This window comes from Hyphomicrobium sp. (assembly GCF_019753045.1).
Taxonomy (GTDB): Bacteria; Pseudomonadota; Alphaproteobacteria; order Rhizobiales; family Hyphomicrobiaceae; genus Hyphomicrobium_B.
In genome coordinates this window covers 1-14,455 of record NZ_JAIELN010000004.1, presented here as the reverse complement: position 1 = coordinate 14,455, position 14,455 = coordinate 1, and the positions used below count along the sequence as shown (strand labels likewise).

Below are 14,455 nucleotides of genomic sequence, written 5' to 3'. Positions count from 1 at the left end.
TTACGCTAGCCGCGCTCGATCTATCACTCGTATGCCGCGCCTATGCGCACGCGCGTCACGCCCCCCATGGTCGTGACGCACTCCAAGCGCAACCCCACAAACGGCTGCCAGGGAATTCAGGACATCGGATTGGGATTTGGATTCGGCGGCGGTGTCGCTGGCGATGCTTCCGAAGGCGGCGGAATGTGAGCCGAGATCGCCTCTCGCAATGCTTGCTCCTTCGTGTGATCGAGCGAAGTCTGCAGCAGCTCGCCGCCCGTGCCCTTGATCGCCTCCAATACCTTGTCTTCCGTCATCTTTCTGATTTCGACGAAGAGCGCCGCGCTTCCGGGCTTCAGCTTGGACGCGAGCTGCTTCATGAAGTCATCATTGATGCCATAGTCGGCCAGTGCCCCGCCTAGCGCGCCGGAGGCAACGCCGACAGCCGCGCCGAGCAATGGCATCAGAAAGATCAAGCCGACCAAGGTGCCCCAAAAGCCGCCGGTTACGGCGCCTGCCGCCGTCGTATTCAAGAGCTGATTGAGCTTTACCTTACCGTCTTCACGCCTCACCGCGATGACGGCATCGCCGATCGACAGCAGATACTGATTTTGAAGATCGAGAAGCTTCGCGCGCATTTCCTCGGCTTTCGCCTCGGTCGGATAAACGATGACGATCAGATCGGACATGGCGTTCTCTCCAGCGTTGATGGGCCCGCTGATCTTGCGCCGAACGATCCAACTTCATTGCCAAAGAAATAGATCAAATTGGAAGATGTCGGCTTGCCCGGCTCACGCGGCAACCATCGCTGAGCGGTAACCATCGCATCAGCACGAACGTTCCGGCCGGCAGGGTGTTCGCGAAGCGCGCCGACGCATCACCATTGCTTTCTGAATTTTAAGGCGTTGGACGGCTTCCGGAAAGATTGGCGCAGGCAAATTGGAATTCCCCCCGCTGCGCCTGAACGCGCACGTCCCTCATTGCATCAGGCCCCATTTATTTAGGAACGACCAAGATGAATGACACGGCAAGCACCCCCAAAATGAAGGGCATTATCGCTTCGCACAAACGAACGCTGGCGGCCTGCGCCGCGATTATCGCGGCCCTCGGCACGACCGCAGTCTTTGCCAACAATAGCAGCCTGCCAAGCTCTTCAATGCTGACGCCGGTCGCGAACCTTAGCGACTCCGCTTCGAGCGGCCAGGGCGAGCCTGGCTTCGCCAACCTCGTCGAACGAGTGAAGCCCGCCGTCGTTTCCGTGTTCGTCAAATCGGAACGGATCGATGACGTCGCGGACTCGGCCGGACAGGACGACGGAGACAACCCGCTTCAAGGTCTGCCTTTCGACTTCCGTCAATCCGATCCGCAGTCGGAACAGGGCAATGCCGAGCCTCGCAAGCATGTGATGCAAGCGCAGGGTTCCGGCTTCTTCATTTCCGCTGACGGCTACATGATTACCAACAATCACGTCGTGGATCACGCCAAGACCGTTGAGATCGCGATGGAGGACGGAAAGCGCTACCCGGCGAAGGTCGCCGGCACCGACCCGAAAACGGATATCGCCCTTCTGAAAGTGGAAGGATCATCCGACTTCCCCTACGTGCGCTTTGCCTCGCAGGCGCCGCGCATCGGTGACTGGGTTGTGGCGATGGGCAATCCGTTTGGCCTCGGCGGCACCGTCACCGCCGGCATCGTGTCCGCTAACGGACGCGACATCGGCGCTGGCCCTTACGATGATTTCATTCAGATCGACGCCCCCATCAATAACGGCAACTCGGGCGGCCCGACCTTCAACCAGAAGGGCGAAGTCGTTGGCGTGAACACCGCCATATTTTCACCTTCCGGAGGCTCGGTCGGCATCGCGTTCGACATTCCCGCCGAAACCGCAAAGCGCGTTTCCGACCAGCTCAAATCGTCGGGTCAGGTCATACGCGGTTGGATTGGCGTATCGATCCAGCCAGTGACGGCGGATATTGCCGACAGCCTCGGTCTGAAGGAGGCTAGAGGCGCCTTGGTTGACGAGCCGCAAGACGGTGGCCCGGCGCTCGCGGCCGGCCTTAAGTCTAAGGACGTGATCGTTTCCGTAGATGGAAAGCCGATCAAGGACGGACGCGATCTTGCCCGCACGATCGCCGCCATCTCGCCCGGAAAAACGATCAGCATAGCCCTCATTCGCGATGGGCATGATAAAACAGTCGACCTGACTGTCGGCGCCTATCCGAGCGGCAAGACGGCTCAGCTTGCCCCGCCGACCGGCAGCGCGACGAAGCTCGGCATGACGCTCGCTCCAGCCAATCAGGTGGAAGGCGCAGGCACAGACGGGGCTGTCGTCGTGACCATCGACCCTGACGGCAAAGCCGCCGAGAAGGGCATTCAGAAGGGCGACATCATCCTCTCGGTCGGAGGCAAATCCGTAACGGGTCCGCACGATGTGACGCAGGCTCTCCAGGACGCCAAGAAGCAGAGCAAGCGCGCCGTTCTGATGCAGTTGAAGACGGCCCAGGGCAATCGCTACGTCGCCATGCCGACCGCTTAGGGCGGACGCGTTAACACTCGAGGCGGAGAGCGGCCTTACCTCTCCGCCGGCCAAGCATCGGCACAAAAAAAACCGGAGCCCGTCCGCCAATAGTTGACGGACGGCTCCGGATGGAAACCTTGCTCAAGTACATAAGCACTTGAAAATTAATGGTGCGGTTGAAAGGACTCGAACCTTCACGCCGTTTCCAGCGCTACCACCTCAAGGTAGTGCGTCTACCAATTCCGCCACAACCGCAGTTCAGACCCGTAAGATCTGGAATTCGCGAAGGGCTTTGGCGCCGCCCATATCCGCGAAGACGCCGACGTAACAGAGCCCTTACACAAACGCAAGCGGCAGTTTGACAGGATCGTGTCGAACCCATCGGCTCGGACTCACTCTATATAATGGATAGGTCACGATAGGCTCCGCGCCGAGCCATCGAAACAGCAGTATTTTCGTCCATTTTCGAGGTTCGCCGTCCTCAATGAGCCGTCCAGATTAACGCCGATGCCATCCAAAATATCGATTGCAAACCCCTCGCCTGCCACCGTCGATTGGACCGTTAGCAATGGCTACGTCGAATACGATCGCGCCCTCGAGATCATGGCGCGACGGACGGCGGCGATCCGGGAGGGACGGGCGAAGGAACTAGTCTGGCTCTTGGAGCATCCGCCGCTCTACACGGCCGGCACGGGTGCGAAGGAAAAGGACCTTCTGAATTCCGGCTCGCTCCCCGTTTATCAAACGAACCGCGGCGGTCAGTTCACATATCACGGCCCGGGTCAGCGCGTGGCCTATGTCATGCTTGATCTCGAAACGCGCGGCCGCGACATCCGTGAATTTATCACTCATCTGGAAACATGGCTGATCAACGCCCTCGCCGAGTTCAACGTGAAGGGCGAGACCCGGCGTGATCGCGTCGGCATCTGGGTGAGACGGCCGTCAAAGGGCGAAATGATCGAGGATAAGATCGCCGCGATCGGGCTGCGCGTCAGCCGCTGGGTATCGAGCCATGGCATCGCCCTCAACGTCGACCCCGATCTTTCCCAGTTTAGCGGGATCGTCCCATGCGGGATCCGCGATCATGGCGTGACGAGCTTGGCCGACCTCGGTTTGCCCGTGACGTTTTATGATGTCGACGTCGCTCTACGCGGAAGTTTTCAACAGATTTTCGGACCGACGAGGCTCGTTGAGCCTGGCAAAGCGCTGGAAATCTAGTCCGAAAGCGGACGATCGGCCCCCGATCGCAGCTTCATAAAAGAAAAAGGCGCCTGCATCCGAGGGGGACACAAGCGCCAAACAGGCGATGCCGCAACCTTTTCTCTACCTTATCTTCCTCTCTCCCGCTTTCGAGGCGCTGCCAGCGGGCGGCGCGAGCCCCTTTTCGGGAGAATCGTAGTAGAGAAATCCCTCTTCGACCGAGACGCTTTCCGAACCTTCGAGTTCGTACTCGGCATTCACACTATCGTTAAGGCGGATGATGCAGCTCTTCTGACAGACCCCGTCGATCACCTTACCTATTGGCAGAATCTCATCTTGGTGAGATGAGCCCTGGGTGATGGTGAGCTTGACCTCTTTATCACCTCGGTTGGTAATCGTGGCTGCGGAAGCAGCCGAGGTCATAAGAAGAACTGCGATCGCGCTAGCCGTAAGAGCCAGAAGGTCAAAACGGCCGCTCCTGCGATCGCGGCAGAAATTCATTACTTCTTCTTCTTAGCTGCCTTCTTGGCAGGGGCCTTCTTGGCGGCTTTCTTTGCAGCTTTAGCCATTTTGAATCGTCCTTCCGTTTGGATCGTTGACAGACGCACGTCTGTCGACCCGACTCGAGTCAGGTCGACTTGACATTGATAAGATTCAAGACAATGCACAAACGAAATTTGACGTTTGGTGATATCGGAAATTTCGATAGATGAGTTTTCCACGCCTCGATGAGGATCACACGCGATGGACGTCAATCTCGCTCGCACTTTTCTCGTCGTCGCTGAGACTGGAAGCTTCGTCGACACCGCACGCAAACTGAACATTACGCAATCGACCGTCTCCGCACGCATCAAAGGCCTCGAAGACCTGCTGGGACGGCCACTTTTCACGCGTTCCAAGTCCGGCGCGGAACTAACAGGCGCCGGCGAACTCTTCCAAAAGCATGCGCTCGCGATGGTCCGAGTTTGGCAACAGGCTCAGCTGCAGGTCTCGCTCGCCGATCAGCATCCCGAGCATGTCTCGGTTGGAGCACCGATGAGCCTTTGGGGTGGATTCCTATTGAAATGGGTCACGGGACTGAGGGTTCAGATCCCAGGAATCGCCGTTTCCGCCACCGCCGGCTCGTCACCGATGCTGAGCCAGCGGTTGATAGAAGGAACGCTCGATCTCGCGATCATGTATCGGCCATCGCCTCCCCCGGGCCTGACCATTGAACACCTTTTCGACGAAGAGTTTGTTTTGGTTTCGTCGGCGAAACCGTCAGCACGGCGCGGAGTTAACGACTATCTGCTCGTCGATTGGGGCGCGGATTTCTTGCAGGATCACGCGGCCGCATTTCCAGAACACGCCAACCCCGCGATCAGTCTCGATCTCGGACCGATGGGCCTCGATTATCTTCTGGCGAACGAGTGCTCGGGGTATTTTCCGGCGCGCATGGTGCGCAAACTGATCGCACGCGGCCGGGTGAGAGAGCCCAAACGCGCAAGAAAATTCGTATACCCGGTCTATATGGTCTATCCGGAAACGCGGAACGAAGAGGCTTATGAGCCTATTCTGCGGGGATTGAGGCGAGCGGCCGCGAAGCTCGGCTAATCGTTATCTGTCTATTGCCTGGCGGCCGGCTCCCCACAGGGGAGTCGCCAGGCACAAAAGTAATCTCTTCCCTAGCGGCAGGCATTGCCAATGTGATGCCGCCAGGCGCAATTTGATCTCTTCTCGGGCGGCGGCCCGCAGACACGGGGCCGCCAGCCACATACCGGAAAACTCAGGCGAACTCGAGGATGACCGCGTCGACGGCCAGGCTGTCGCCAGGTTTCGCCGCAACCTTTTTCACCTTGCCGTCGCGCTCGGCCTTCAAGATGTTCTCCATCTTCATGGCCTCTACGATCGCCAGATTGTCTCCTGCCTTGACCTCTTGACCCTCGGAAACGTTCACGGCCTTGACCAGTCCCGGCATCGGGCACAGCAGGAATTTCGACATGTCGGCTGCAAGCTTGACCGGCATCAGCGCGGCAAGCTCGGCCTCGCGCTGCGTATAAACGTACGTCGGCGCCAGAATGCCACGATACGAAAGCGTCATGCCGTTGGAAATCGGACGCACCTGAACGGCGACATCTGCCCCGTCGACCGTGCCGAACCAGACGGGTTCGCCCGGCCACCACTCCGACGTGACCTCCATCGTCTTCGTCGGCTGGCCGTCGTTACCGAGAACCGACACGTAGTAAGGCCCAGGAATTACGCCCAGAACTTCGAGCTCGACCTCGGCCGATCCGATCCTGACGATACGGCGCTTGGCAAAGTTGACCGAGTGCCCCGACATCTGATCCGTGATGTCGCGCCGGCGCGTATTGCTCAGATGATCGATCGTCCCAGCCACTGCGGCGAGCGTGATCAAATCCTTGCCCTCGGGCGCGCGGGGGGTAAATCCTTCCGGGTACTCTTCCTTGATGAAACCCGTCGAAATCTTGCCCGAACGCCAGCGCGGATGCTGCATCATCGCTGAGACGAACGGGACGTTATGCTGGATACCGTCAATATAGAACGCGTCCAGAGCCGCCGCTTGCGCATCGATCGCCTCTTCACGGGTCGGCGCATGCGTGACGAGCTTGGCGATCATCGGATCATAATACATCGAGATCTCGCCGCCCTCGAAGACACCGGTGTCGTTCCGAACCGTGACGCCGTCCTTGCTGCCTTCAGCCGGAGGCCGGTACTTAACCAAACGGCCGATCGAAGGCAGGAAGTTCCGGAATGGATCCTCAGCGTAGACCCGGCTTTCGACCGCCCAGCCCTTGAGCTTGATGTCCGACTGCTTGAACGGAAGCTTCTCGCCTGCCGCAACCCGGATCATCTGCTCGACGAGGTCGACGCCCGTCACGAGTTCCGTCACCGGATGTTCGACCTGGAGACGCGTGTTCATTTCGAGAAAATAGAACGAGCGGTCCTGGCCGGCGACGAATTCGACGGTGCCGGCGCTGTCGTAACCGACGGCTTTCGAGAGGGCGACAGCCTGCTCGCCCATCGCCTTCCGGGTCTTCTCGTCAAGCAACGGCGACGGAGCTTCCTCGAGGACCTTCTGGTTACGGCGCTGAATGGAGCATTCGCGCTCGCCGAGATAAACGACGTTGCCGTGCTTATCGCCCAGCACCTGAATTTCGATGTGGCGAGGATTCTCGATGAACTTCTCGACGAAGCAACGGTCGTCTCCGAACGACGACTTGGCCTCGGAACGGGCAAGCTCGAAACCTTCCGCCGCTTCTTTTGCGTCGTAGGCGATGCGCATACCCTTGCCACCGCCACCCGCGGAGGCCTTGATCATGACGGGATAGCCAATCTGGTTCGCGATCTCGACCGCGTGCTTGGCGTCCCTGATTTCACCCATGTAGCCGGGGACGGTCGAGACCTTGGCGGCGGCGGCCGCCTTCTTGCTCTCGATCTTGTCGCCCATCGCCGCGATGGCTCCGGGATTGGGCCCGATGAAGACGATGCCGTTTTTCTGAAGCTCGACCGGAAACGCCTCGCGCTCCGAGAGAAATCCGTAGCCCGGATGAACCGCCTCGGCGCCCGTCGCCTTGCAGGCCGCGATGATCTTATCCATCAGCAGGTAGGACTGATTGGCGGGCGCCGGGCCGATATGGACGGCCTCGTCCGCCATTTCGACGTGAAGGGCGTCCCGATCGGCATCCGAATAGACAGCGACTGTTTTGATGCCCATTTTGCGCGCCGACTTGATAACGCGGCAGGCGATTTCACCGCGATTGGCAATCAGAATTTTTTTGAACATCGGCGGGTCCCGGTCCTTCCCGTAAGCACTTTCAAGTGCCTCAGCTTGTCGCAAGGCAACACGCCCTTCTAGAGGGTGTGGAAGGCGGCGTAAACACGCCTCGAGTAAGCCGATGTCGCTAGCTGTGCGATCCGCTGCCGCACACCTAACGGTCGTTGGCGGCCGCAGTTCACCCGGCCGGCGAGGCGGTTGCTGAAGAGAGGCGGGTTAACGGCTCAGGCTGCGGCGCCGAGCCGGCAGACGGCCTCGGTGAGAACAGGGTGAATCCGCGGGCTTTCCTGATTCAAATAGGAGACCAGCGCCTTCTCGCTCGGGCTCAAGCGGCCGTCGCGACCGAGGCGGCTGACGAGCCACGTCGCCTCCGCTTCGGTGATTTCTTCATGCGTGATGATCTCAATGCGCTGATGCTCGAGCCGGGCCAGCGCCCGCTCCTCTGCCGTCTGATCGTGATAGGCGTCCTGCACCGAAGCCAGGTTCGACTGCACCATCGACAGGAGTGCGGCGAGGACGGACGTCTGTTCGTCCGGCTCCTCGAGAGTCGCTTCTTGCCGAAGCGCCTCCTCGCGCGAGGGAACTGCGTAGCCCGATGCAGCCATCATGACGTTCGCGATCGCCTTCACGAAGAGATCGGTCCACGCGGGATTGGGCGCGGACGCCGAAATCGCTTCGTCGATATCAAAAAGGACGTCGGCCTCGGCGCGCGTCACCGCGACGTTCCCATCGCCCGCGAACGCGTAAAGCATACGGCGGAGAAGATCGACCTCACCTTCGCTGATGGTGCCGGCCCGCAAAGCTTTGCCGTCGCGCAGCGGACCCGCTCCATCGATTACGGCGTGCTTCACCTGCTCCAGCGCGAACTTGACGAGGCTGACAGGCGCCCAGCGCGCCTTGTCGAGAACATTGACGATGAGCTCCAGCTCGGTCTTCGTATCGATCTTCCCGTCTGTGGAAACGCGATCGATCAACCAATGACCGTTGTCGGCGGTGATGTAGCCGCGCGGCGCTTCCTGATAGACGATATAATCGGTGATGGCCTCGATGAAGAATTCGGGCCACTCGGGGTGATACGCGTGGCAAGCTTCGTTCAGCGCGAAGAGAATTTCCGCTTCATCCACCGAGATGATGCCATCATCATAAAAGACGCGCCGCAGAAGCAAAATATCGGACAAACCGATCGTTTGACGCTTTAACATCTCGTTTATCGGCAACGACCGCAGCCCACTCATCGAATGTCCCCACACACCCAGGCCAACTACATGGCCTGAAGGGTAGGTCGTGATACTTAATTGCGACTTAAGAGCCGCACGAAATTGGACACTCGAAAGGGCGGTCGACAGCACTGTGGCGCGGCCATCACAGACTGCCGAAGACGTTCGGGAGCCGCAGCTCCCCGCTGCGACCCCCGTAACCTCCCGTCGTGCTCCCGCGTGCGCGACGGGTAAGTTTCAGGGAGAGTTATCTACACCTCAGAATGAATGGTTGCTGAAGGCTCTCATCGCCCCATCGTGTGAGCGCGTCCGGCGTCCGGCCCCCAACAGGGGAGTCGCGGGAGGCCACCGAAAATCATCGCAAATAAATAAAGCCCGTCCGGAAGGGGGGATTTCCGAACGGGCTGACCGGCTGAGTGCGGTTCTGGACGCACGTGGCCAGTGGAATTGCTCCTGCCGGCATGAGGCAAAAACCTCCGTGGCGCGGACGCTTGCCGCAAAGCCACGTGATCCCGCAATCACTTCGCTTCGCAGTTGTTAGAAGAACGAACGCCTGCCGGACATCCGTCGCCGCCGCGGTTCGATACACGTCGATGATCGAAAAAGATCGCGCGACTGAACGTCAGGCCGCAAGCAGCGCCACGAGCCGCGCCCGCGATTGAGGGAGCGTTTCTCCCCGCGGGAGTAAAAGATGCTTTTCTATGAAGTGCCCGGTGAGCGCAAACCCGATACTGACGTCCTGCATCGTCACAGCGCCGGATCGCTGTTTCGTCAGAAACTGAGGAAGCGCCAGAAGCTTATCGCGATACGGTTCACCAGCCGATGCCGAGACGGCGCGACCGGACTTCGGCGAAACATAGATAAGCTGATCGTTGCTCCCCGTTGCCGCGCACTGGCTGAGATCGAGGCCGAAGCCCAGCTCATCGAGGAGCGCCATCTCCCATCTGACGAGCAGCGCCGGCCACACGGTGGCATCATTGAAAAAGCCGAGAACGAACAGCGTGATCTCGTAAAGATTGGGATGCGGATCGCGCTCGGGCAGAAGCCGCGTGAGGGACGTGATGGACGAAAGCGCCATCAACGCCTGCGCATCGTCCATCGCCTCGGCAGCGAAAGCGCGGCGCATCTCGACACTCATGGTGCCGAGCTGGTCGGCGAGACGCGCCTTCCACTCCGCATCGATGTGGTTGCCCGGCTGAAGAACGGGACGTAGCCGCCGCGAGCGCCCGCCGTGCACGAGCCCCATATGCCGGCCGTGTGCTCTCGTCCACAGATCGACGATCGCGGCAGTCTCGCCGTGGGGCTTTACCGAAAGAACAATGCCTTCATCGGACCATTGCATGTGGGCTCAGGTACCGGCGCCTTACGATTTGGGGAAGGGCAGACCCATTTCCCGATAACGCTCAGGGTCGCTTTCCCAGTTCTCACGCACTTTGACAAATAGGAACAGATGCACCCGGTGGCCGGCCATTTCCTCGATCGCATGCCGGGCCGTGCTCGATATTTTCTTGATCGTTTCGCCGCCCTTGCCGAGCACGATCTTCTTCTGGCTGTCGCGTTCGACGTAGATCGTCTGTTCGACGCGCGCCGAGCCGTCTTTCAGGCTCTTCCAGTCCGTCGTCTCGACGGTTGTCGTATAAGGCAGCTCTTGATGCAGAAAGCGATAGACGCTTTCACGGGTCATCTCAGCCGCTTGCGTCCGCATCGGCACGTCGGTGACGTCATCTTCCGAATAGTGCCACGGACCCGGAGGTACGAGGTTCGCGAGGAACGATCTGAGATCCTTGATGCCCTGACCTTCGGTCGCCGAGATCATGAAAATGCGATCGGGAACAAGCTGCTCATCGACCATTTTCGCCAGCGACAAGAGCCTCGGTTTGTCGTCCACTCGGTCAATCTTATTCAAGATGACGATCTTCGGCATCCGGGCAGATTTGAGCCGCTCGATGATGCCTTTCACGTCGTCATCCATGCCGGCTGCCGCGTCGATGACAAGTAGCACCGCATCCGCGTCTTCGAGCCCGCCCCAGGCCGCATCCACCATCGCACGATCCAATCGGCGCTTCGGATTGAAGATGCCGGCCGTATCGATGAAGATGATCTGGCTGTTTCCTTCCATCGCGATGCCGCGAATGGGAGCCCGGGTCGTTTGAACTTTATGCGAGACGATCGCGACCTTCGCGCCGACGAGCGCGTTGACGAGCGTCGACTTCCCGGCGTTCGTCGGCCCGATGACGGCAACGAAACCGCATCGCCGGTCACCGGCGTCGAGCGGCGCTGAACCTGTAGTGTTAGTAGTGTTATTAGACATCGCCTATGCGCGCTCCTACGCCTTCCCGGGTTAGAAGAGCACTTGCCGCGGCCTGCTCGGCAATGCGCTTCGATGCCCCCTCGCCCTGTGCGGGCGCCTTCCCGGCGATCAAGACTTCGGCCGTAAATCGCGGCGCGTGATCCGGCCCGTTGCGCGCGACGACCGTATATCGAGGCAGTGCCAGCCCCTGGCCTTGGGCCCATTCCTGCAAGGCCGATTTCGCATCGACCGACACTTCCGGAACGAGTTCGGATTGTTCCCGCCACAGCCTGTGGACAACGCCGCGCGCCTTCTCGAACCCGCCATCGATGAACACCGCGCCGAGCAGGGCTTCCGCAGCGTCGGCAAGGATTGTCGTCTTGTTTCGGCCGCCGCTGTCGGCTTCGCTTTCCGAAAGAATGAGATGGTCGCCGAGCCCGATGGTGCGGGCGACCTTGGCACAGGCTTCCCCGCGGACGAGGCGATTGTAACGGCGGGCAAGTTCGCCCTCGCTCGCGTCTGGATACTGCCCGTTGAGCGCCTCCGCGATCGCGAGGCCCAGAACGCGATCCCCAATGAATTCCAAGCGTTCGTTGTCGAACCGGGCAACTTTTCCGCCCCGAACGCTCGCGTGCGTCAGCGCACGCTCCAAGAGCGCAGGATCCTTGAACCTGTATCCCAGTTTAGTCTCGAGTTCTTTAAACTTCCGAGGTCTCAGCATGGCGCAAATGCCGCGTGGCGGTCACCGCACGAGATTGAAGAACCTGTTCCAACGGATGTCAAACGGCCAGGTCCAGGGCGCGTACCACCGGAAGGCATCGGGCTCATCGACTTTAGCGGAGAAGAAGATGATCTCGGCACGACCGATAAAATTCTCATAAGGAACGAACCCGACAGCGCTTCGAACACGACTGTCGGTGGAATTGTCGCGATTGTCACCCATCATGAAGTAGTGACCCTCAGGAACCTTGTAGACCCCGGTATTGTCGTAGGGTCCATTGGGGTCGCTATCGAGGACTTTGTACTTCACGCCATTCGGAAGCGTTTCCTCGAACACCGGAATGGTCCGCTCCCGGCCCTCCTCGAAGGTCGTGAATTCGCCCGCCGGCTCCTTCGGAATAGCAGCACCGTTAATGAAGAGCTGGCCGTTCTTCATCTGGATTTCGTCACCCGGCAGGCCAATGACCCGCTTGATGTAGTCGGTCGAGTTATCCCGCGGCAGCTTGAAGACGGCAACATCGCCCCGCTTCGGTTCGGCGCCGAAAATGCGCCCTTCGAAGATGTTGGGACTGAACGGGAACGAAAACTTGCTGTACCCGTAGGATAGCTTCGAAACGAAAAGATAATCGCCGATCAGCAGCGTTTCTTTCATCGAGCCCGAAGGGATATTGAACGGCTGATAAAAGAAGATGCGGACGAACATCGCAATGGCGAGTGCTTCGACGACGATGACGAGCGTTTCAAACCAACTCGATCTCGACGTCTTGATACCAACGCTCATCCGCAGGCTCCTCTGGGCCGCCAGGCGGCATTGGCCGGGGCTCGCTTAATGTTAGGGGGTCCGCTATAGCGAGTTTGCCTCTGAGCCGCAACGACGGCTACAAACCTGACAAAAACGTAAGGAATAACAGCAACTCAACGCAGCCAAACCAGCCACGTAACTTAGCGCGTCCAAGACTTTTATAGCCGCGGCGAAATGGTCAGCCGCGTTGAATTTCCTCGTCCCTGACCGCGGAAATAATCACGATGGCTTGGGCCAGCGGGTATTCGTCCGTCAAGGTAACGTCAATACGGGCCTTGAAGCCCTTAGGTACCAATCGCGCGAGCTGATCGGCCGCGCCCCCTGTGAGCGCCAAAGTCGGACGCCCGGACACCGCATTCACGACGCCGATGTCCTTGAGATGCACACCGTAGCGAAACCCGGTCCCGAGAGCCTTCGAACCAGCTTCCTTCGCCGCAAATCGCTTTGCGAAGGTTCGAGCCGAATGCGCCCGTGAGAATGCCTTCCGGCGCTCTTCCGCCGTGAATACGCGGTTGAGGAAACGATCGCCGAAGCGCGCGATCGTTCGCTCGATCCTCCGGATATCACAAAGATCGTTACCGATCCCGATGATCATCCCGCTCCCCGCATGGAGAGCGCTTCTCGCGCCTCATCCATCAGGACGCGCATGCGCCGGACGGCCATGGAGAGGCCGCCGAAGATCGCCTCCCCGATCAGGAAGTGCCCAATATTCAGCTCGACGATTTCCGGGATGCGGGCAATCGGCTGCACCGTGTTGTAGGTAAGGCCGTGCCCGGCGTGAACCTCGAGCCCGGCCGACGCTGCGGCATTCGCAGCTTTCTTATGCCGCTCGAGTTCGCGAGCGACGCCTGCCGCGTCGTGTTCGAGCGCCAGATGGCAGTACTTGCCGGTATGAAGCTCGACAATGTCGGCGCCGACTGCCGACGCCGCCTCGATCGTCTTGATATCGGGCTCGACGAACAGCGATACCCGAATGCCGGCATCCTTGAGCTTTGCAATCAAGGGCGCGAGAGATTTCGCCGATCCTTTGACGTCGAGTCCGCCCTCGGTCGTTCGCTCCTCGCGCCTCTCCGGTACGAGGCAACACGCGTTCGGCACATGGCGCAACGCGATTTCCAGCATCTCATCCGTTGCGGCCATTTCCAGATTGAGCGGCCGCGTCAGCTCGTTCTTGAGCCGCGTAATATCGCTATCGGAAATGTGCCTGCGATCTTCGCGCAAATGTGCCGTGATCCCGTCGGCGCCGCCTTCGATCGCAAGATGCGCCGCACGCAACGGATCAGGATGGAGGCCGCCGCGCGCATTTCTGAGCGTCGCAACATGATCGATGTTTACGCCGAGCCGCAACGCGCGAACTGGCGTCGCCCTCGATTGACCGGTTTCCGGAAGCTTACGGTTAGCCGCCACGTGCTTTTGCCACCAATGATGAGGAAAGACCGCCCTGCCGCCAGTTCAGCGGAGGCTGCGGTGCCGTTGGAAAACGCGCACCGCTCGCCGGGTAGGATAGTAGCTAAACACCGCCGCTATCAAGCCGACGAGAAGACCCCCGACGATCATCGGCTCGACGATCGGAGATAGATAATCGACGGCCGTATTAAGCGTCTCCGGCGAGGGAGCACTCAACGTCGCGCCGAGCGCGTTGGCCGTATCGGTAAAATGGTCGGCCGCATAGGCGGGATCTTGCCCGAGAAGAAGCGCCCCGGCGAAGTAAGACCCGCTCCAGATAGCCGGCCAGCTCAACGGATTGCCGACGAAGGTCCCGAGCAGCGCCGCGGGCATGCTGACACGTAGGATGAAGGCTAGCGCAAAAGCGAGAATGGTCTGAACGCCGAGAAACGGGGTAAAGGCGCTGAAAACGCCGATTGCGAAGCCGAGCGCCACCTGATGCGGCGTCGCGCGAAGAAGAAGTACTCGCCGCCAGAAGAACCGGACTTTCGCGCGCGCGGCGGCCATG

14 protein-coding genes and 1 tRNA gene are annotated in these 14,455 nt (G+C 59.8%); 3 read left to right on the top strand and 12 right to left on the bottom strand.

Features of this window, described 5'->3' with window-relative positions:
• Positions 1-116: 116 nt before the first annotated feature.
• Entirely contained in the window at positions 117-668 is a 552-nt protein-coding gene (locus tag K2Q04_RS04440; protein ID WP_291159821.1) for a DUF1269 domain-containing protein, read from the bottom strand.
• Positions 669-994: 326 nt separating this feature from the next.
• On the opposite strand from K2Q04_RS04440, the gene K2Q04_RS04435 reads away from it, so the two are divergent.
• Complete coding sequence (locus K2Q04_RS04435) at positions 995-2,515, top strand: Do family serine endopeptidase (protein ID WP_291159818.1); 1,521 nt, start codon at positions 995-997, stop codon at positions 2,513-2,515.
• A 150-nt stretch (positions 2,516-2,665) separates the two neighbouring features.
• On the opposite strand, the gene K2Q04_RS04430 is transcribed toward K2Q04_RS04435, so the two are convergent.
• Positions 2,666-2,752: transfer RNA gene (locus tag K2Q04_RS04430), tRNA-Leu, on the bottom strand.
• A gap of 252 nt (positions 2,753-3,004) precedes the next feature.
• Here K2Q04_RS04430 and lipB point away from each other — a divergent pair.
• On the top strand, positions 3,005-3,715 hold the full coding sequence (lipB, locus tag K2Q04_RS04425) for a lipoyl(octanoyl) transferase LipB (protein WP_291159817.1): 711 nt from the start codon (positions 3,005-3,007) through the stop codon (positions 3,713-3,715).
• Between the two features lie 105 nt (positions 3,716-3,820).
• On the opposite strand, the gene K2Q04_RS04420 is transcribed toward lipB, so the two are convergent.
• On the bottom strand, positions 3,821-4,198 hold the full coding sequence (locus K2Q04_RS04420; RefSeq protein ID WP_291159814.1) for a hypothetical protein: 378 nt from the start codon (positions 4,196-4,198) through the stop codon (positions 3,821-3,823).
• 243 nt (positions 4,199-4,441) lie between these two features.
• On the opposite strand from K2Q04_RS04420, the gene K2Q04_RS04415 reads away from it, so the two are divergent.
• Positions 4,442-5,290 carry a LysR family transcriptional regulator gene (locus tag K2Q04_RS04415; protein ID WP_291159812.1) on the top strand — a complete coding sequence of 283 codons (849 nt, stop codon included), beginning with the start codon at positions 4,442-4,444 and terminating at the stop codon, positions 5,288-5,290.
• A 172-nt stretch (positions 5,291-5,462) separates the two neighbouring features.
• Here the strand turns inward: K2Q04_RS04415 and K2Q04_RS04410 are convergent, their stop codons facing one another.
• The 9 genes from K2Q04_RS04410 to K2Q04_RS04370 all read right to left on the bottom strand — a co-directional run bounded on the left by K2Q04_RS04410 (position 5,463) and on the right by K2Q04_RS04370 (position 14,454).
• Positions 5,463-7,481 (bottom strand): acetyl/propionyl/methylcrotonyl-CoA carboxylase subunit alpha, encoded by a 2,019-nt coding sequence (locus K2Q04_RS04410; RefSeq protein WP_291159810.1) that lies wholly within the window; start codon positions 7,479-7,481, stop codon positions 5,463-5,465.
• 215 nt (positions 7,482-7,696) lie between these two features.
• Entirely contained in the window at positions 7,697-8,674 is a 978-nt protein-coding gene (locus K2Q04_RS04405) for a hypothetical protein (RefSeq protein ID WP_291159806.1), read from the bottom strand.
• A 637-nt stretch (positions 8,675-9,311) separates the two neighbouring features.
• Positions 9,312-10,031, bottom strand: coding sequence for a DNA repair protein RecO (gene recO, locus K2Q04_RS04400; protein ID WP_291159799.1), 720 nt, complete (start codon positions 10,029-10,031; stop codon positions 9,312-9,314).
• Between the two features lie 21 nt (positions 10,032-10,052).
• Positions 10,053-11,000, bottom strand: coding sequence for a GTPase Era (gene era / locus K2Q04_RS04395; protein ID WP_291159794.1), 948 nt, complete (start codon positions 10,998-11,000; stop codon positions 10,053-10,055).
• The gene (rnc, locus tag K2Q04_RS04390; protein WP_291159792.1) at positions 10,993-11,700 is read right to left on the bottom strand and encodes a ribonuclease III; all 708 of its coding nucleotides are present in this window, start codon (positions 11,698-11,700) and stop codon (positions 10,993-10,995) included. The genes era and rnc overlap by 8 nt, the downstream gene beginning before the upstream one ends.
• A gap of 21 nt (positions 11,701-11,721) precedes the next feature.
• Positions 11,722-12,480: a signal peptidase I gene (gene lepB / locus K2Q04_RS04385; RefSeq protein WP_092865086.1), complete on the bottom strand. Its 759-nt coding sequence runs from the start codon at positions 12,478-12,480 to the stop codon at positions 11,722-11,724.
• 199 nt (positions 12,481-12,679) lie between these two features.
• A complete protein-coding gene (acpS, locus tag K2Q04_RS04380) occupies positions 12,680-13,096 on the bottom strand; it encodes a holo-ACP synthase (RefSeq protein WP_291159785.1) in 417 nt (138 codons plus the stop codon).
• Positions 13,093-13,908 carry a pyridoxine 5'-phosphate synthase gene (locus K2Q04_RS04375; RefSeq protein WP_291159783.1) on the bottom strand — a complete coding sequence of 272 codons (816 nt, stop codon included), beginning with the start codon at positions 13,906-13,908 and terminating at the stop codon, positions 13,093-13,095. The genes acpS and K2Q04_RS04375 overlap by 4 nt, the downstream gene beginning before the upstream one ends.
• A gap of 45 nt (positions 13,909-13,953) precedes the next feature.
• A complete protein-coding gene (locus K2Q04_RS04370) occupies positions 13,954-14,454 on the bottom strand; it encodes a DUF2062 domain-containing protein (RefSeq protein WP_291159781.1) in 501 nt (166 codons plus the stop codon).
• Between the last annotated feature and the right edge of the window lies 1 nt (position 14,455).